Here is a 21,333-nt window from a genome sequence, read left to right on the forward strand (position 1 = left end):
CGGCAGGCGTTGTGTGTGCCGCCTCATCGGTTCAGCCTGGAGATCCAGTCACTCCAATTGCCGCGGCGGTCGATTTCTTGTAGTAAAAGTCTGTCAGTCTATGTTTATTAGGTTCTGTTGTGTCGTCCGGGCGCCAGAGCAGGCTGGCGAGTTTCTCGACCACAAGGTCGATGATCGCCTGTACGCGCTCTACCACCTGGTGGCCTTCCGGGGTCTCCGACGTGGCGAGGCGTGCGGCCTTCGGTGGGCTGACGTCGACCTGGATGGGCGCACGCTCACTGTGGCAACACAGCTCGTGCAAGACGGCTGGGAGATCGAGGAAACCGGCCCGAAGAGCGCGAGTGGTGCTCGCGTGGTCGTGCTGGACACCGAGACGGTCAACGTGCTGCGGGCTCACCGCACCCGGCAGTTGTCCGAACGGATGGCGTGGGGACCAGCCTGGGAGAACAGCGGACGCGTCTTCACCCAGGACGACGGCACATGGCTTCACCCAGGGTGGCCGTCCGACGCGTTCGAACACGCCGTCAAGGCTTCTGGTCTGCCTCCGGTGCGCCTGCATGATTTGAGGCACGGTGCGGACATGTAGACCGTCCAGGAGATGCTCGGCCACTCCTCGATCACGATCACGTCGGACACGTGCACGAGCGTGCTTCCGCAGGTCGCGCAAGACGCAGCCGAGGCAGCAGCCCGGCTGGTCCCTCGGGCACACGCCCGACCTCATGGGCTCACTTCGGGCTCACAAGTCGCCGCATCCGATGGCGCAACCCTCCGACCGGTCAGCTCTTGATACACAAAACCGCAGCTCACACGATGTGAACTGCGGTCTGGTGGTGGAGCCGCCTAAGGGAATCGAACCCTTGACCTACGCATTACGAGTGCTGGAAGGGTTGTCACCGGCAGTACCTGCCGGTGACACCCGGTCCCCTCTCTGTGCAGGTCAGCGCGGTAACGCGTACCACGGCGTACCTGCTTGGCACTCGAACTCCCTGAACGTTAGAGCAACCAACCGCCGAAGGCAGCACCCGCGTCGGAGACCGCCACCCCAACGGGATCGACGCAAGACGGCCGGGCAAAGCCGACGAACGTGCGGATCCCGAAGATCGCGGCCGAGTCCACGCTGGTCGAATCCGGTTTGGACAGCAACAAAGCGATCGTCGTCCCGCCGGTCGACCAGCCGATGCAGGCAGCTTGGTACAAGTACAGCCAGGTCCCCGGCGACCCAGGACCGTCGATCCTGCTCGGGCATGTCGACGGGAACAAGAAACCGGGCATCTTCTACAAGCTGCACGAGATGAAGGCAGGCGACGAGATCTTCGTGAAGCGCGAAGACGGCAAAGAACTGCGCTTCGTGGCAACCAGGACCCAGCAGGTCCCGAAGGAACAACTCCCGGAGGAAGCCATCTAGGGCCAAACCCAGGAGTCCGAACTACGCCTCATCACCTGCGGCGGAGCCTTCGACAAAGCAGCACACAGCTACAAGGACAACGTGATCGTCTACGCCAAGCTGGCCGCGTGACACAGCGAAGCCCAGGCCCTGTGCCCGGGCTTCGCTGTGTCACAGCACAGTTTCCGACGTGATCTCGGCCAGGAGCGCGGCGACCGCCACGCTGCGCGTGGTGACGAAGTAGTGCCCACCGTCGTCCAACGCCACGACCCGCAGATCGCCGGAAACGCTTGCCCAGTTCGCGGCGTTCTCCCGCCAGTCCGGCGTGAGCGGGTCGTCATCGGCCACGACGCAGTACACCGGGACGGGCAACGGCTCGCCTGCGAAGAAGTCACGGTCGCAGCGCACACTGAGCACGGTGTCGTGCCGGAACTTCGCGGCGACCTCGGCCCATTCCTCGCCCGTGATCGAGCCTTGCACCTCGGACAGTCCAGCGGTCGTCAGGACGTCGACCACGTCGACGTCCGTGAAGGACAAGTCTCGCTCGGCGTGATCGGCATCGATGACGACGCCGCCAAGGCAGACCGCTCGCACGTCAGGCAGGCGTTTGGCCAGCACGAGGGCGAGGGCGTAGCCGACACAGTGCCCCCACACGATCACTGGACCGGTGATCTCTCGCTGGATCTCCTCGGCACACCGGTCGACGAAGGCCGCGACCTGCGTCGGGTCATCGGCGTCGAACGTTCTCGGATTGGTGACGGAGAACAGGGCGATATCCGAGGCGACCCGGTCGGCAAGCTCCTTGTAGATCACGCCGTCCCCGGCCGCGTATGGGACACAAAGGACAGTCACGGTGGCGTCCGGACGCGGCGGGGTGAGCCGGTGCACCACCTGTTCGGTGTTGTCCGTGCCGCGGATCAGCTCCGCCATCCGCGCGACGGTCGACGCTTCGAACAACGTCATCACGGGTAGGGCGACGCCCAAGTGCTGTTTGATCGCGCCGGCCAGCCGGATCAGTTTCAGCGAGTCGCCACCGACCTCGAAGAACGGGTCGTGCACGCCCACTTCGATCCCACCGAGGACCGACCCGGCAATCTCGCACACCCGCGCTTCGAGCGTGTCCCGTGGCGCGACGGCAGTCGCCGCACGCTCCGGGTCAGGCAACGCCTTGCGGTCGATTTTTCCGTTGGCGCTCAACGGCAACGCGGGCAGCGTGACGAACGCGGCCGGAACCAGGTAGTCCGGCAGACGCGAGGCGAGATAGCTCCGCAGATCCGTGCCCGCGGGTGCCACCACGTAGGCAACCAGCCGCTCAGCACGGGCGATCACCACAACGTCGGCCACATCGGGATGTCCGGCGAGTACGGCCTCGATCTCACCGAGCTCGATCCGGACACCCCGGATCTTCACCTGGTGGTCGAGCCTGCCGAGGAACTCGAGCGCACCGTCCGTCCGGCGGCGGACCAGGTCCCCGGTGCGATAAAGCCGCTCACCATCGACGGTCACGAAGCGCTCGGCGGTCAGGTCCGGACGGCCGAGATAACCGTCGGCGAGCCCGGTTCCGCCGATGTACAGCTCGCCAGGCACGCCAACGGGCAGGGGTTGGCGGTCGTCGCTGAGCACGTGCAACCGGGTGTTGTGGATGGGATAGCCGATTGGCACGGCTTCGTCCGCCGGGTCACATCGCCAGTAGCTCACGTCGATCGCGGCCTCGGTCGGCCCGTACAGGTTGACCAGCGCCGCATCCGTTCCTGAGGCGAAGAAATCCGCGGCGAGCGAGTGCGGCAGCGCCTCACCGCTGCAGAACACCTGCCTGACGGAGCCGCACTCGGCCCATCTGCCGTGCTGGAGCATGGCGCGCAACATCGACGGCACGAAATGCAGGGTCGTGACACCCTGCGTACGAATCAGATCGACCAGATAGTCCGGATCCCGATGTCCGTCCGGACGGGCGATGACCAACCGGGCACCGACGGCGAGCGGCCACGTGAACTCCCATACGGACACGTCGAAGCCGAACGGCGTCTTCTGCACCACGGTGTCCACATCAGACAGTGGGAATTCCGTGTCCATCCAGACGATCCGGTTGATCAGCGCCCGGTGCGACACCGCGACGCCCTTCGGTGTGCCGGTCGACCCGGACGTGAAGATCACGTACGCGCGGTCGCCGGACCGCCCCGGATTGTCCAACGAGGTCTGGTAGTCCATGGCGAGATCGGCGTGCGTGAGCACATGCCGGATCCCGGCTTGCTCGATGATCTGTTCCTGCCGGGCGGGCGGGTGGCTCGGGTCGATCGGGACGTATGCCGCGCCCGCCTTCCAGATCCCGTAGATCCCGATCACCATCTCGAACGAGCGCTCGGCCGAGAGCCCGACCAGTGTGGGCGCACCGAGGCCGATCAGGTGATGCGCGAGCCGGTTCGCCCGCTCGTTCAACTCCCGGTAGCTCATCGTCCGTCCTTCGAAGACGAGCGCGACGGCGTCGGGCGTCCTGGCGGCCTGTTGCTCGAAGAACGAATGCATGACGCGATCAGCCGGGAACTCACGCGCGGTGTCGTTCCAGGGTTGCGCGGTCTCACCAAGAATGGCCGCGTTGCTGATCGGTCCGCCGATCGTGGTCAGAATCCTTCGGTACAGGCCGGCGGCACGCTCAGCGAACGCGGCATCGAAAGCACCGGAGTCGAGCACCAGATCCACCCGGTAGGTCGTGCCGGTTTTGGCGACCTCGGTGGCCAGCAGGTAGTTCGTGGTGTCCACCGAATCGTCGCCGAGTACGTCCACCGCTTGCCGGAAGTGCACGAACGTGAACAAGCTTCCCGACAGATCCAGTCCCGTGCCCGCCTGGATGTCGGCGACCGGGCACAGTTTGTGGGCGCTGTCGGCCAGCAGCGTCCGCTCGACATCCGCGACGAGGTCTTCCCACGTCTCAGCGCGGTTGATCCGCATCGGCAGCGAGTTCAGGAACAGCCCGAGGGCATGTTCGGCGCCGTCGGTTTCCGGACGGCAGTTGGTGACGACCGAGGTGACCACATCGGACGAGCCGGTGAGCAGGGACAGCAGCACGATGTGCGCCGCGAGGAACACGGCTTTGTCCGTCGCCGCAGGCATGTGCACACCGGGGACTTCGAAGGTGTGCCGAATGGGTTCGTGCCGCTGCGCGCCAGTCCACCACGGCACCGGGGCGTCGGCCAGCTTCGCCGAGAAGTACCGGATGGCTTCGTCCGACTTGCCTGCCGCGATCTCGGCCGCGACGAATTCCCGGTAGGACGACGTGCCCGCGGACGGCTCGCCTCGGTAGAGCGCGAGGAGTTGCTCGCTGAACTTGGCCACACTCCAGCCGTCGAGCAGTGCGTGATGGCACACAAGCGTGTACTGCAGTTCGTCCGTGCCCCGCAGGTGGATCACGACCGACCACGCGGGCCGCTCCGGCTCGAACGCGGATGCTCGTTCGTCGGCGATCCACGCCCGGATATGCGCGGCCTGTGCCTGCGGATCGAGGTGCCGGATGTCGTGCACCCGCAACACCGGTTCGGCCCGCGTCAGCACCAGTTGGAGGTCATACCGCAGGACGGTCCGCAAAATGTCGTGCTGCTTGGTGATCTCTCGCAGCGCTCCGGCGAACTTCCCCTGATCCCACGGCAACCGCAGGTGAGTGCTGACAACCTCGTGGTACGTGCCGCGCTCGCCGTCGACGAGACTGTGGTAGATCATCCCCTGCTGCAGCTTGGTCAGCGGGTAAGCGTCCTGCACCAAGCCGATCTCAGGCTCGATCGTCGCGCGTTGCTCGTCGGAAAGCAATGCGAACGCTTCGAGCTTGCCGTCGTCGTCCGCCTCAACGAACGAGGCCACAGCGGCAACGGCCGCGATGGTCTGCTGGGCGTAAAGATCCCGCACCGAGAAGTGGACTCCGGCCTGTCTTGCCTTGGTGACCACCGATATCGCGTGCATCGAGTCGCCACCGAGGTCGAAGAAGTTGTCGGTCACGCCGACCTCCGGCCTGCCGAGCACGGCCTGCCAGATCCCGGCCAGCTCCTTCTCGGTCGCGGTTTCCGCCCGCACATGCGTGTCCGGCACCGGCACGTCGGGTGCGGGCAGTGCCTTGCGGTTCACCTTTCCGTTGGCTGACAACGGGATCTCGGCGATCCGCAGGATGTGCGGCGGGACCATGTACGCGGGCAGGACCTGGCCGAGGAACTCCTTGAGCACGCCTGCCATGTCCACGACCGGCTGCGAGACGTCAGCCGACTGGATCTGCTCGTCGGTGATCACGCCGCCGAGGAAGGCGTGCACGGCGTCCGTGTCGACGACACCGATCGGGCACAGTCCAATGTTTCCTTCGACGGCCGTTGTCATCATCGTCTGACCGAGCTCACCGGCCCGATGCAGGGTTTCCGGTGTCTTCGGGCCACCAAGCAACACCGCGAACGCGGCGGTGGCGAACACGTCACCGCTGTAGCGGAACACCACCGCTGGGTCGCGATCGTCGTCCCGTGCGGACAGAGCGCCCTCGGTGAGGTCGAACCAACCCTTGTCCCGGATCCACACCACGACCGGTAATTCGGGCTCAGTAGGCAGGACCGCCAGCAGCCTGTCCTCGGTGAGGTTCGCAGGTTCGAATGCGCGATACGACTTGCGTGCGGGCACCGGCACTCCATCGCCGAAATGCATCGAGTACGCCCGCAACACCCGATGGTCATCGGTCAGCCGACAGGCCTTGCGGATGTCCGCGGCAGGCACCGGAGTCAGGTCCACTCCGCTCGACCGAAGCGCCTGCACGAGATATCCGGCTTCCAACCGGCAGAAGTCCTCGCTGTTGCGGCCGTACATCGGCTCGATCGCGGCCATGTCCGCCACCAGGTGCAACGTCCAGTCGTCGGTGAGCATGTCCGAGACTCGGACGAGTTCGCCGGTGTCTGGCCGGTAGTAGTGCCCGCCGACATAGGCTTGCACCGGGTACAGACCGCCAGCCGACGGGTAATGCCGCTTGCCAAAGGCGTACTCCCCCAACGCCGCCAGCGCGCGGACGGACCGCGCCGGGCCCGTCAGGTTTCGAATCCCGTTGCGCTGCAACGTGAAGGCCGCACGGTCGGGCTCGGAGGTGAGCACGTCGCCATGGATCGAGACATCGTCGAACGCAGGCACGACATAGCCGGCCAGTTGTCTGTCCTGAACGGACACAACGGCGGCGCGGACCGCCGGGTGTGCCGTCAGCCGGGCCTCGATCTCGCCGAGCTCGATCCGGTGCCCCTGGACCTTGACCTGGTCGTCGTCGCGGCCGAGGAACTCGATGGTCCCGTCCGGCCGCAGCCTGCCGAGGTCACCCGTGCGATACAGCCGCTCACCTGTCACGGGATGCTCGACGAACCTCAGCGCGGTCTTCGCCGGATCGCCCCAATATCCACGCGCGAGGCCGATGCCACCGATGTAGAGCTCACCGACGCAGTACACCGGAGCAACCGACAGGTCGTGTTTGAGCACGTAGAACGTCTGGTTCGCCAGTGCTTTGCCGTACGGGACGCTGCGCCATGACGGATCGACGTCGCCGACGACGTGGTCGATCGACCAGATGGAGGCCTCGGTGGCGCCGCCGAGGCTGACCAGCAGCACGTCCGGCGCGACCGCCCGCAGCCGCTCCGGCAGGTCGATGGGAATCCAGTCACCGCTGAGCATGACCAGCCGCAGATCGAGCCGAGCGGGCTGGAAATCCAGCAGCATCTGCAGCAACGCCGGCACCGTGTTCCACAATGTCACTCGTTCGCCGGCCAGGTGGTGCAGCCAGGCCTGTGGATCACGAGACTCGTCGGGTGACGGCAAAACCAGCGTGCCGCCAGCGCCGAGCACCCCGAAGACGTCGTAGACCGACAGGTCGAAGCTCATGCTGGACAAGCCGAGCACGGTGTCCGCTTCGGTCACGGCGTACCGGTCGTTGATGTCCAGCACGGTGTTCAGTGCGCCGCGGTGGTCGATCATCACGCCTTTCGGCGTCCCGGTCGATCCGGACGTGAAGATCACGTACGCGAGGTCGGTCTCCGCCTGCCGGGGCTGTTCGAACTCGAGTTCCCCGTCGGCGAACAACGTCTCGTCGACGATCAGTGTGGGCAGCTCGCACGCCACCCCCTCGACCGTGAGAACCTGCTCGACCGCACCGATCTCAAGCAGTTGCCGGATCCGCTCGGCAGGCAAGGACGCGTCGATCGGCAGATACGCCGCACCGGCCCGCAGGATCGCCAACGCGGCGACAACCTGCTGCCAGCCCTTGTGCATCAGGATCGCGACAAGCCCGCCGGGTCGCACCCGCGCGGCCAGCCGTTGGCTGGCCAGCCCGAGTTCCCGGTACGTGACCCGGCGTCCACTCGCGACCACCGCGACCTTGTCGCCCCGCAGGCGAATCTGCTCAAGCAGAGGCTGGTGCAACCGCGCCGGGAACGACGGCGCGAAGTCTTTGGCCGTGTCGTTGACTTCGGCGACCAACGCCCGATGCGCGGCGGGAAGCGTGTCCCTTTGGCCGTCGGGGACGTTCTCCAGCAGCTCGATGAACGCCGCGAACATGTCGTCGAGCATGCCGTCGGGAAACAGGCCGCTGACGCTGTCCCAGTTGCACGACAGGGCACCGTCGATCTCGCTGACCTGGAAGTCCAGCCACACCTGCGGTGTCTGGCTGACCGTGTAGACGCCGTCGGAGTCGAACGGACCTGGCTTTCCCGACCGGTTGCCGAGGCCGAGCGTGCTGGTGACCACCACGGGATACGTGACTGTGGTCGCGTGCCTGCGGGACAGCTCGCGCTGGACCTCGACGCCGGTGAAGTGCCGGTGTTCCAGGTCGGCGAACAACCGCCGTTGCAGTGCCGCGAACTTGTCGACCAGCGTGGCTCCGGCCTGCCGGTGATCGACTTCCAGCAGCGTCAACGAGGTGAAGTCGCCGACGATCCGCTCGACCTGCTCGTGGAACTCGATCCGGTTGAACAGCGTGAGGTTCAACGCGAAGTGCGGCGACTGGGCCCATCTGGCGAGCACTTCGGCGAAGCAGCCGATGACGAGCACCGACGGCGTGATGCTCAGCCGTGCGGCGAACTGTTTGAGCTCGGCCCACTTTTCCGGCGTGGTGAAATGCCGCCGACCTTCGAACGCCGGTGTGGTGATCTCGGCCGGGTCCACCGCGAACGGCAGGTTCGGTGCCATCGGGAATTCCGCGATCCGGTCGAGCCAGTACGTGCGAGACGGCACCATGAACTCGGTGTCCCGCAGCCGTTGTGCCGACAGCACGTAGTCCCGGAAGGTGATGTCGACGGGCGGCAACGGCTCGTCCGGGTTCTCGTACAGCCGCATCCACTCGTCGAACAGTTGCAGAAAACTCGCGGCGTCCAGTGAGAACGCGTCGATACTGATGTGCACGTACGACCGCGCCGGGCTCTCCCGGCTGACACACACCTCGAACAGCGGCCATTCGTAGCCGGAGAAGACCTGGTGGGACATCCGTTCCCGGATCTTCATCCGGTCTTGGCCGTCGTGCACGCGCAGGACGTACTCACCCACCTCCGGCAGGATCCGTTGCCGCCCATCCGGGGTGAGCACCATCCGCAGCATCGGATGACGCTGGATGAGCCGGTTCCATGCGCGCTGGTAGCGGGTGATGTCAAGGTCCTGTGCGGGCATCTCGATGTAACTGTGCGTCCCGATGTTGCCGAGGTCGAAATGCCCGCCCCGGCCAAGCCAGTACGCCTGCTGGATGTCGGTGAGCGGGAACGGCTCGAAGGCGTTGCCCGGATCCGTCCACAGTGGATCTACTTGGGGTCGGGCCGCGCTGTCCTCGTCGATGTGCGCCGACAGTCGCGCGACCGTGGGGAACTCGAGGACAGCTCGCAGCGGCACGGGCTTGCCGACGTGCTGGGAGATCCGGTTGACCAGCCGCACGGCCAGCAGGGAATGCCCGCCGAGGCGGAAGAAGTTGTCGGCGACCCCGATCTGCTCGACGCCGAGGACGTCCTGCCAGATCGGCAGCAGCACGGCCTCGGTCGGTGTGCTCGGCGCGAGCCGGTCGGCCGTGCCGAAGTCCGGTTGCGGCAGCCTGCGCCGGTCCACTTTGCCCACTTTGGTCAGCGGCAACGCCGTCATCGGCACGAAGATCGCCGGGATCATGTAGTCCGGCACCCGGGACCGCAGGTACTCGTGCAGAGCCGGACCGGTGACCGCGCCGACGACGTAGGCGACCAGTTGCTGGCGGTCCTGGCGAGCGACCACGACGACGTCGTCGACCGCTGGATGCCGCTGCAGCACCTGCTCGATCTCACCGATTTCGACGCGATAGCCCCGGATCTTGATCTGGTCGTCCGACCGGCCGAAGAACTCGAGCCTGCCGTCGGGCAACCGGCGAACGCGGTCACCGCTGCGATAGACGCGTTCGCCGAACAGCTCGACGAACTTCACGGCGGTGAGTTCAGGTTGGTTGAGGTAGCCGAGCGCGACGCCGTCGCCGCCAATGCACAGTTCACCTGGCAGACCGTCCGGCTGCACCTGGTCGTTGCGGTCCACGACGTACGCGCGGAGGTTGCCGATCACATGCCCGACCGACGGCACCGACCCGACCGTGAGGTCCTCGATGACCTCATAGCTCACGGCGTGCGTCTCGCTGGGGCCGTACTCGTTGACGAACACGATCCCGTTGTCTTCGATCAGCGCCTTGACGGCCGCGGTGATCTTGAGGGTCTCGCCGCCGACGATGACTTCACGCAGGCTCGTGACATCCCGTGCGGCTCTGGCGTACTCGTCGGCGACGAGATAGAGCATCGCGGTCGGGATGAAAAGCCGTTCGATCCGGTTGGCGGCGATCATGTCAAGCACCGCGGCCGGGTCCATCCGGTCATCCGCCGAGATCAGCACCAGCTCGCTGCCGGTACGCCAGGCGGTGACGATCTCCTGGATCGACACGTCGAACGACAGCGCCGCGTACTGCAGTGTCCGCATCCGCCCGGTGATGGGCGACATGGCGACCAGGTTTTCCAACGTCCGGTGGGTCTGCAGCAAGGCTTTCGGTGTCCCGGTCGACCCCGATGTGTAGATCAGGTACGCGAGGCCGCCTTGCGGTACCCGGCGCTCGACCGGCGCGTCGGACGCCTGGCCGACGGTCGCCGAATCGACGCGGATCGCCTTGCCGGGCAACCTGTCTGCCAGCTCGGACGTGGTGAGCACGGTTTCGATCGACGCATCCCGCAGCATGTGCTCGAGGCGTGCGCTCGGCGCGTCGAGCTCCAGCGCGACATACGCGCCACCGGCCTTGAACACGGCCAGCACACTGACGATGAGATCGATCGAACTGCGCGGCAGCAGGATGCCAGCGACGACATCCGGCCCGACACCAGCGTCGATGAGCACATGTGCGAGGCGGTTAGCTCGTCGGTCCAGTTCGCCATACGTGATCTGCTCGCCATACGCCGTGACAGCGATGGCTTCAGGTGGTTGTTCGGAGACATATTCGTGGGGCAGGTGCTGCTGGTCGTACTCGTATGCCATGGCATTCCAGTTCGCCAGCTGCCGCCACTCTTCATCGTCCATAAAGGACAGTCGTGAGATCGGTGCGCCCGGTTCGGCCAGTATCGCGGACAGCAGGCGCCCGAAGTGCGCTGCCATCCGTTCGATGGTGCCTGCCTCGAAGAGGTCGGTCGCGTATTCCCAGCTCAGGCTGAGTTCGCCGGGGAACTCGATGACATCGAGGGTCAGGTCGAACTTGGCGGTCGCGCCGTCCGGCTTGAACACCGACGCGGTCAGCTCCGGCAGGTCGAACGCCCCTTGGTCGTTGTTCTGCAGGACGAGCATGATCTGGAACAGCGGATGGTGGCTCAGGCTCCGATCCGGCGCCAACTCGTCGACGAGCACGTCGAACGGGACCGACTGGCGGTCGAGCGTGTCCATCACGTCCGCACGGCTTTGGCGCAGCAACTCGGCGAACGTCGGGTCGCCGGCCAGATCGGTGCGCAACACCACGGTGTTGACGAAGAAACCAAGCAGATCGGCTGTTTCGGCACGGTCCCGGTTGGCGACCGGTGTGCCCACCACGATGTCGGTGTCGTCGGCGTAGCGCGAAAGCAGACAGGCGAAGGCGGCGTGCAGCACGTTGAACAGCGTCACACCGTGCTCTTCGGCCAGCGCCCGCAACCCAGCGGAGTCCACTGTGGTCACGTGGGTCGCGCCACGGTGGCTTTGTCGCGCGGGACGCGGATGATCCAGTGGCAGGCCGTGGATCGACGGCAGGTCGGCCAATCGGTCGAGCCAGAACTCCGTGTCGCCGACCGGCCGCTGCCGATCCCAAGCGGCGTAGTCGGCGTACTGAATCTCCAGCGGCGGCAACGGATTCGGCGCACCGCGCACTGCCGCCCGATAGAACGCGGTCAGTTCGTTCGCCAGGATCCCCATCGACCAGCCGTCTGCCGCGATGTGGTGCATCGACAGCAGCAGTACGTGGTGGTCTCCGGCCACTTCGACCAGCGTGGCCCGCAGCATCGGGCCGGTGGTCAGGTCGAACCGGGCCCGCGCCACGCGCATCGCCACCTGGTCGAGGTCCTCGGTCACGACGGGCAGATCGATCTCGCGCGGCTCCGACACGACCTGGTACGCGAGGCCATCCTGCGAGTGATAGGTGGTGCGCAGGATCTCGTGCCGTTCGACGATGTCACCGAGGGCACATCGCAAAGCCGCGATGTCGAGTTTCCCCATCAGCCGCAACGCGGTGGAGATCGTGTACTGGGTGGTGTCCTGGTCGAGCTGGTCGATCAGCCACAAGCGTTGCTGCGCCGACGAAAGCGCCAGCCGTGACCGGCGATCCACCCGCTCGATGCCCGCACTCGGCACAGCCGTTGCCGCGTCGATCACCCTGGCGAGGCGACGGATCGTCGGCTGCTCGAACACCACGCGGATCGGGATGTCGGCCTGCCACTGGTCCCTGACCAACGCGACCAGCCTGGCTGCGAGTAGCGAATGGCCTCCCAGTGCGAAGAAACTCGTCCGCACACCGGGCTCGGCGACGTCGAGCAAGTCCTGCCAGAGAGTGACCAGTGCCCGCTCGGTGTCGTTGTCCGGCACGGAGTCGTCGCCGAGCACCGGCATCGGAAGCGCGGCCCGGTCCACCTTGCCGTTGGCGTTCATCGGCAACTCGTCAAGCCGCGTGACCACTGCGGGCACCATGTAGTCAGGCAGCCTGCCTTCGACGTACTCCCGCAGGTCGGTCTCGCCGGTTGCCACGACATACGCGGCCAGGATCTCGGTACCGCCAAGGTCAACCACGGTGGCCACCGCGGCCGTGACGGTCTCGTTCGCCAGCAGGCAGGCTTCGATCTCGGTGAGCTCGATCCGGGCACCGCGCAGTTTGACCTGCAGGTCCACCCGGCCAAGCAGGCCGAGCTGCCCGTCAGCGCGCCAGAAAGCCAGATCGCCCGTGCGATACATCCGGACGCCCCGGCGGACCACAAATCGGTGCTCGGTGAGCTCGGGATCGTTCAGGTAGTCCCGCGCGAGGGCTGGCCCGGCAATGTACAGCTCGCCCGGTACCCCGATCGGGCAAGGCTGACCTGCTGGACTCAGCACGTACGCCTGGACGTTGCCCAGTGGACGGCCGATCGGCACAGGCCCGTCCGCAATCGCGTCGCCTGCCGCGGATTCGAAATACGTGCTGTCGACCGCGGCCTCGGTCAACCCGTATGAGTTGACCAGAATTGTCTGCTCTGCCACCACATTACGGGCTTTGCCGAGGTCGGCACCGTGCCAACGGTCCGAACCCGCCACAAGGAAACGCAGTGTGGTCAGCCGGGCGCCGGCCCGGTCGAGGTGATCGACCAGGTTGGTGAGGGTGAGCGGGACGAACTCGGCGAAGTGGATGTCCTGTGCCTCGATCAACGCGTGCAGCTCGACGGGGTCGAGCAGCGTGTCCTTCGGACAGATCACCAGCCGCCCGCCCGAGCACAGCGCACGCACCATGTCGCCGACCGACACGTCGAACCCGATTCCGGCCGCCTGCAGGTGGTTTCGGGTTTCGTCGAGCCGGTATGCCCGCTCCCACGCGTGGAAGCTGGACAGGATGGCCCGGTGCTCGACGCGGACGCCCTTGGGTCGTCCAGTCGATCCGGACGTGTAGATCGTGTAGGCGATGTCCGACGAGGACACTCGTCTGCCTGGATTGTGGTTCGCCGCACCGGTTTCGACACCCGTCAGGACGTGCACCGGCTTGGCGTCGGCCACGATCGCGTGCACGCGATGCTCCGGCAGCTCGGGGCTGATCGGCACATAGCCCGCGCCGGCCTTCAGAATGCCGAGGAAGGCCGCGACGCTCTCGATCGACCGTTCCATGTGCACACCGACAAGGTCGTCCGCCGCTGCTCCACGGTCGATCAGGTCGTTGGCCACCTGGTTGGCCATGGCGTTCAGCTCGCCGTACGTGATCTGGCGGGTTCCGTCGACGACCGCGACCGTCTCTGGCTGCCGGTCGGCGCACTGCTCGAACAGCTCGTGCAGGCACTTGTCCGGATAGTCCAGCACGACTCCGCTGCCGGACACCGTCGACACCAAGGGAATCTCAGCGACCTTGCCTTCTGGTTCGGCCGTGACCACGGTCAGCAGCTGCTCGAAATCGGCCGCCATCCGCTCCACAGTGGACCGGTCGAGCAGATCGGTGCTGTACTCCCAGCTCACCTCGAGTTCACCGGCGCGCTCGACCACGTCGAGGATCAGATCCAGCCGGGCCTGTGCGTGTTCGAAGCGCAGTACGGTACCGCGCACACCCGGCAGCTCGAAGAAACCACCGTCGTTGTTGTGCAGGATCAGCATCAGCTGGATCAGGGGCGGGTAGGCCGGGCTGCGCTCGATGCCCAGCCGGTCAAGCAGTTGCTCGAACGGCACCTGCTGGTGTTCGTACGCGCCAAGTGCCCGCCGCCGGTTCTCGGCGAGCAGCTCGGTGAATGTCGGATCCGCGCGGAAATCGGCCCGCAGTGCGACCGGGTTCATGAACGGCCCGACGAGCCGGGACACCTCGGCCTGTTCACGGTTGGCCAGTGTGGTGCCGACGACCACGTCATCGGCGTTGGAGTACCTGGCAACCAGAGCCGCGAATCCGGCGTGCAGAACCATGAACAGCGTCGAACCGCTGTCCAGTGCGAGCGCCCGCACGGCCGCGGTCAGTTCTTGGCCGAGGACTTGCCGTACGGTGTCGCCGCGGTGGCTCCGCACAGCCGGTCGTGGCCGGTCCAGCGGAAGGCCGTGCAGCACTGGGACATCGGCGAGCTCGTCGGCCCAATACTCGATCTGCTCGGCAAGGGGGGCGCCAGCCAGCTGGGTTCGCTGCCACACCGCGTAATCCGCGTACCGCACCGGTTGCGGCTCAAGCGTTTCCGACCGGTACAGGCTGGTGATCTCCTCGTAGAGCACACCGTTCGACCAGCCGTCAGACGCGATGTGATGCACGGTCAGCAAGAGCACGTGCCTCTGGTCGCCGAGGCGCAGCACCTTCGCGCGCAGCGAGGCCTCGCGGGTGAGGTCGAACGGCTTGTCGACTTCCTCGCGGGCCAGCCGTTCAACGTCCGCCTCGGACGCATCGAGCATCGGCAGCTCGAAGCCGAGGCCCTGCCGGACGTCCTGCCGAACACCGTCGTCTGTCCGGTGATACGTGGTCCGCAGGATCTCGTGCCGCTCGATCAGCTTGCGGAAGGTCCGTTCCAGCGACGGCACATCCAGCTCGCCGTCGAGCTGGATGGCTGCCATCACGGCGTGCTGCGGGGTCTCCGGGTTCAGCTGGTCAAGCAGCCAGAACCGCTGCTGACCGAACGACACCGGCAACGGTCCGGACCGGTCGACCGGCCGGATCGGGGCCACATCCCGCCGGGTCGCGAGTTCCACCACCCCGGCCAGATCTCGGAGTGTCTGGTGCGCGAAGACCGTGCTGATGCTGATGTCCGCCTGCCAGCGGCGCCGGATCTCGGCGACGAGCCTGGTAGCCAGCAGGGAATGGCCGCCGGCGTGGAAGAAGTTCGTCAGGGCGCCGACCCGCCGCACCTTCAGCACTCGTTGCCACAACGCGGCGAGTTCCATTTCGACCGCACCGGCCAGTTCGGTGTCGTCCGGTGCGCTGAAGGCGGGGTCGGGAAGTGCGTTTCGGTCCACTTTCCCGTTGGCGGACAGCGGCATCCGTTCCAGCGGGACGAACACCGACGGCACAAGGTACTCAGGCAGCCGGTCGGCCAGATACTCGCGCAGGTCCTGGCGAAGACCGACCACGTACGCCACGAGCAGCTCATCTCGCGCCACCACAACGGCATCGGCCACGTCGGGATGGGCGTGCAGGACTGATTCGATCTCGCCGAGCTCGACCCGGAAACCGCGGATCTTCACCTGGTGGTCGAGCCTGCCGAGGAACTCGAGTGCGCCATCCCGCCTGCGGCGCACCAGATCGCCGGTGCGGTAGAGCCGCTCGCCCTCCCGCATCACGAACCGCTCGCTGGTCAGGTCCTGGCGGTGCAGGTAACCGCGAGCCAGTCCGACGCCACCGATGTACAGCTCGCCAGGTGCGCCAGGCGGAACGTCCCGCATGTGTTCGTCAAGCACGGACAACGTGGTGTTCTGAATTGGATGTCCAATGGGGACAGTCTGGTCACCGGCGTGGCACGTCCATTGGCTGACGTCGATCGTGGCCTCGGTCGGGCCGTAGAGGTTGTGCAACGAAGCGTCCGTGCCTGTGGCGAAGAACGCGGACGTCACCGATTTCGGCAGCGCCTCGCCACTGCAGAACACCTGCCGGACCGAGACGCATTCGTGCCAGCGACCGTGCTCGAGCATCGCCCGCAGCATCGACGGCACGAAGTGGATCGTGGTGACGCCATCGGACTTGATCACGTCGACCAGGTGATCGGGGTCCTTGTGGCCGTCCGGCCGCAGGATCACCAACCGGGCTCCGGTGATCAACGGCCAGGTCAGCTCCCACACCGACACGTCGAAACTGAACGGCGTCTTCTGCAGGACGACATCCGAACCGGTCAGCCGGTACTCGGCGGCCATCCAGTGAATCCGGTTGACCAGCGCCCGATGCTCGACCATCACCCCTTTCGGCTCGCCGGTCGACCCGGAGGTGAAGATCACGTACGCGAGGTCGTTCGGCGACGCGTCTCTCGCCGGGTTCACGTCCGGGTACCCGCGGGCTGCGGCAATGTCCTTCTCGGTGAGGACGGCGGCCAGTCCCGCGCTCATCTGGCGCAGCCGAGCCGCCGGATACGACGGCTCCAGCGGAACGTAGGCCGCGCCTGCCTTCCAGATCCCGTAGATCCCGGCGACCATCTCAATACCGCGCTCGACCTGCAGCCCGACCGGGTCGTCCGGCCCGATCCCCCGTTCGGTCAACGTATGCGCCACCTGGTTCGCCAAGGCATTGAGTTCGACGAACGTCATCTCCCGGCCTTCGAACGACACCGCGACCGCGTGCGGTGTCCGTTCGACCTGTGCCTCGAAAAGCTCATGGACACAGTCATGTTCGGGGAACGGCGCGGCGGTGTCGTTGCTCGCCTTGATCGCCGCGGCCTGTGTGGGACTGAGGACCGAGGGCCGAGGCTCACCTGCCAGGATCGCGGCGACCAGGGTCTCGTAGGAGTCGCTCAACGCGGCAACGGTCTCCGCGTCGAAGATGTCGGTGGCGTACTCCCACATGAGATCGAGCGAATCGCCTCGATCGCGCACATACAGTGAGAGGTCGAACTTCGCGGTTCGATGATCCTGGTCTAGCAGCGATGTCCGCACACCGGTGAGCTGCGGCGCGGTCGCGTCCTCGACCGCGAACATCACTTGGAAGAGCGGATGCAGCGCCGGGTCGCGTTCCGGGTTGATCTGCGCGACGACCATGTCGAACGGCGCCGCCTGGTGCTCGAACGCCTCGGTCGCCATGGCGGCGGTCCTCGCCAGCACTTCGTCGAACGCCGGCGAGCCGGTGAAGTCCGTCCGCAGCACGACGGTGTTGACGAAACAGCCGGTAAGCCCAGCGGTGCTGGGGTTTTCCCGGTTGGCGACGGGTGTCCCGACCACGATGTCGGTTGCACCGGAGTAACGGTGCAGCAGCGAGGCGAAGGCCGCCTCCAGGATCATGAACTGGGTAACCCCACGCTCTCGCGCCAAAGCCGCCAACGCGTCCCGGCCCGGCAGTGGACGACGCACCAGGGCACCGCGATGGCTCCGCAGCCTTGGACGCGGCCGGTCCAACGCAAGTCCGTGTGACGCTGGAAGATCTGCGAGCCGATCGGTCCAATAGGACACGTCGAACGCCCGGCCCTCGTCCCATTCCGCGTAGTCCACGTATCGCGTGACCAGGTCATCCAAGCCGCGGCCGTCGTACAGCGCACTGAGTTCCTCGAACAACACGCCAAAGGACGCGCCATCAGCGGCCAGATGGTGCACGGACAACACCAGGACGTGCGCCTCAGGTTCGAGCCGGACCAGCGCCGCGCGCAGCGGTGACACCGTGAGATCGAACGGTGTGTCGGCAAACCGCCGCGCGATCGACAGATCGTCGGTGTGTCGCAGTTGAAACGCGTTCGTCGTCACGCGTTGCGTGGGCCCGTGGTAGCTCGCGCGCAGGCTTTCATGTCTGTCCACTAAGGACTTGAGGACGTTGTCGAGCCTTGTCACGTCAAGCGGACCGTCGATGCGGATGAGCACAGGCGGGATGTTGTAGGTGGTCGTGCCGGGGTTGTGCTGTTCGTGCAGCCAGATGCGTTGTTGTGCGTGGGAGAGCGGATAACTGTCACGCTCAGCCACCCTCGGGATGGTCATCCGTGGCCCGATATGCGCGGCCAATGCTTCGACAGTGGGATTCTTGAAAATCGTCGACACCGTGACATCAGCGCGAAGCCGGGCCCGGACCGCCACGGTCAGCCTGCTGGCGACTAGAGAATGCCCGCCGAGAGCGAAGAAATCGTCGTGCACACCGACCTGCGGCACGTCCAGAAACTCCTGCCACAGCAGGCAGAGTTCCCGTTCCACAGCGGTTCGTGGCGGGAGGTACCCGTCGCGCGCCTCGGGCAAGGGCAAAGCGGCCCGGTCAATCTTGCCGTTGGCGTTGAGCGGTAAGGAATCGAGCCGCACGATGTGCGCCGGAACCATGTAGTCAGGCAGGAACTCCGGTACGCCAGGCACTTCGTCGGCGGCGACGTAGGCGACGAGCTGCTTTCCCGTCGGAGTGTCCCGCGCGATGACGACCGCTGCGTCGACACCGTCCTGCGCGCCGAGAGCGTGCTCGATTTCGCTGAGCTCGATCCGGAAGCCGCGGATCTTGACCTGGTCGTCGGTCCGGCCGAGGAACTCCATGCTGCCGTCAGGCAGGTATCTGACCAGGTCACCGGTCCGATAGAGCCGTTCACCGCCGACCATGGCGAACCGCTGAGCGGTCAGATCGTCATTGCCGAGGTAGCCGCGCGCGATCGTGCTTCCGCCAAGCCACAGTTCACCCGGGCTTCCCGCGGGAGTCAGGCCCCTCGACGGGTCGAGGACGTAAGTGCTCGTGTAGCCGAACCGCTTGCCGATGCAATGCGGGACATCGCGATGCGTTCCCTCGTTCACGTGGTGGAACGTGCTGATGATCGTGGCTTCGGTCGGGCCGTACAGCTCGATCACCTGAGCCGTTGGGAAATGCGACATCAGATCGTCCAGCAGGCGCCTCGGTACCGCGTCACCACCGACGAGCAGGCACCGAAGTGCCGGATAGTGGCCGCCTGCATGCTCGAGCCATGCGCTCATCAGGCTCGGGACGGCATGGAAGAACGTCGCGTCGCTCGTGTGCTCGACCAGCTCAACGATGTCCGTGACCTGTTCGGCGTCAACGAGGACAGTGGTTCCGCCGCTGATCAACGGCAGCAACAGTTCCAGCAACGAGATGTCGAAAGCAGGTGACGCCAGGCTCGGCAACACGTCCATGGCGCCGAACCCGAACTCCCGCTGAGCACCTACCAGTGTCGTGGCCAGGTGCTGGTGCTCGACCGCGCATCCCTTCGGCTTGCCCGTCGTGCCTGAGGTGTAGATGACGTACGCGAGCGAGTCCGGCCGGGCCTCGATGTCCGGATCAGTGTCCGGGAATCCGCCGGCGTCGATCGTGTCCATGACCAGGTGTGCCTGCGCGTCAGCGGCCATGAACGCCAGCCGTCGATCGGGAAGCCGCGGGTCCAACGGCAGATATGCCGCGCCGGATTTGAGTATGCCGAGCAATCCCACCAGCAGGTCGATCGACCGTTCCATGCGCAGGCCGACGACATCGTCGGTACGTATCCCCTTGCCCACCAAGCAATGCGCCACCTGGTTGGCACGCCGATCCAGTTCGCCATAGGTGAGTGACTGCTCTGCCATCCGCACAGCCACCGCGTCCGGACTGTTCGCGGCGACCTGCTCGAACAGGTTGTGCACGCACGCTCGTACGCTGTCCTGATCCGCTTTGCCAGCAGTCAGCAGCACATCGCGTTCGGCGTCGTCCACCAGAGGTATGTCCGCGATGGGACCAGCCGAGCCTCGGCAGAAGATCTCATAGCGGGCGGCCAGATCCGGATCGTCGAAGACCACCGGGCCGTCCCAGATGGTCACAGTCACCGGCAGATCCGCGTCGATCGAGTACCTGGCGAGCAGATCTCGCGGATACGTCCCAGCCAAGCCGGCCAGCGAATCGTCCACCGCGTGCCGGGCGTCGGCCAGAGTCCCTGTCGGGTCGACAGGTGAACGCCATGGCACGGCGTGTGCGAAGAACTCCGCGGGATAGGCGTCGACGGTGTCTGGATCCACGAGTGCGACGTCGAAAGGACCATGGTTGACCCGACTGAGAAATGCCATCACGGTAGGCAGTGCGGCGCGAGAAGTGTTTATGTTCGCGTGCAGTTGTGCGGCGACGACCTGCCGAAACCTGCGTAACCACCAGCTTTCCAATCGCGCGGTCTGCCCGATGAGCTCGTTGAGCCGGACCCGCCGGTGCTCGGGGAACTCGGGGAATCGGTCAACCACCGCGCTGTCGGCAAGGCGGAGCAACACGTCGTTCGTGCCGGTTGCCACCTGCTGGAATCCTCCGGCGGTCGCGACCACTGTTCCCGGCGGATGCTCGGACGCCAACGACGTGACCTGGATCGACTCGACCGCGACGGCGTGGGTACCGGTCCACACCTTTGCCGTGGTGAGCGGGTTGGGGTAGGGCGCGAAATCGAGTGCGGCGACCAGACCACGAATCGACTCGGCCGGTTTGGCGAAGTCCAGCAGACCGTCGGGGCGATCATGGCGGCCGAAGTACGTGCGGCAAGCCAGATCCTGCTCGGCCAGCACCACATCACCGGCAAGCAGCCGGGGCAGCAATTCGGTGAAAGCAGCGACTGCCTCGCTGTAACACTTGGCGTTCAACGAGAACGCGGTTTCGTCTGGATCGACGTCGAACCAGCGTTGCGTGACGATCGGCCCTTCGTCCGCAGCCTCGGTCATGACGTGCCATGTGATCGCGTGCCTGCGTACACCGTCGATCAACGCCCAGCTTGTCGCGTGCACACCGGCATAGCGTGGCAACGGCCCGTCATGGAAGTTGATCGCGAGCCTGCGTGGCAGGGCGAGCTCGTCCGGGGTCAGGATGACCGGGTTGACAATGCTGAACAGGTAATCGAAAGCTTTGTCCGGCAGGGTTTTCAGGCCCGGCGACGACTGGATGCCGCGCTCGGCCGCCCAGCCGGTGAGAATCGGCTCTGTGCTCACCACCGCCTTGATCACAACGCCGTTCGCGAGCAGTTGTTCCGCGCAGAGAACAGCGACAGTTCCTTGCCCGATGATCACACAGTCCACACTCATGTACACATCCAAAGCACCGTGACAAAACAGGCATTCGCAGGGCAGACCTGCGCCAGTGTAGAAACGCTTTCCTGGGCCGGACCGCCGAACACCACTTGCGAGCAGGCAGGTTTTGCCACCCGATCAGCCGC

General features: G+C 65.8%; 3 protein-coding genes. 2 read left to right on the plus strand and 1 reads right to left on the minus strand.

The features are described from left to right. Positions 1–100: 100 nt before the first annotated feature. Positions 101–586 carry a site-specific integrase gene (locus LWC34_RS41600; RefSeq protein ID WP_233730706.1) on the plus strand — a complete coding sequence of 162 codons (486 nt, stop codon included), beginning with the start codon at positions 101–103 and terminating at the stop codon, positions 584–586. Between the two features lie 498 nt (positions 587–1,084). Beyond that, entirely contained in the window at positions 1,085–1,405 is a 321-nt protein-coding gene (locus tag LWC34_RS41605) for a sortase domain-containing protein (protein ID WP_233730707.1), read from the plus strand. 150 nt (positions 1,406–1,555) lie between these two features. Here LWC34_RS41605 and LWC34_RS41610 read toward each other — a convergent pair whose 3' ends face one another. Further along, the gene (locus LWC34_RS41610; RefSeq protein ID WP_233730708.1) at positions 1,556–21,202 is read right to left on the minus strand and encodes a non-ribosomal peptide synthetase; all 19,647 of its coding nucleotides are present in this window, start codon (positions 21,200–21,202) and stop codon (positions 1,556–1,558) included. Positions 21,203–21,333 lie beyond the last annotated feature (131 nt).

This window comes from Kibdelosporangium philippinense, from assembly GCF_021390435.2.
Lineage (GTDB): Bacteria > Actinomycetota > Actinomycetes > Mycobacteriales > Pseudonocardiaceae > Kibdelosporangium > Kibdelosporangium philippinense.

Coding starts and splice junctions, on each gene's coding strand:
- LWC34_RS41600 (WP_233730706.1), top strand. CDS start 101: ATGTTTATTAGGTTCTGTTGTGTCGTCCGGGCGCCAGAGCAGGCTGGC.
- LWC34_RS41610 (WP_233730708.1), bottom strand. CDS start 21,202: ATGAGTGTGGACTGTGTGATCATCGGGCAAGGAACTGTCGCTGTTCTC.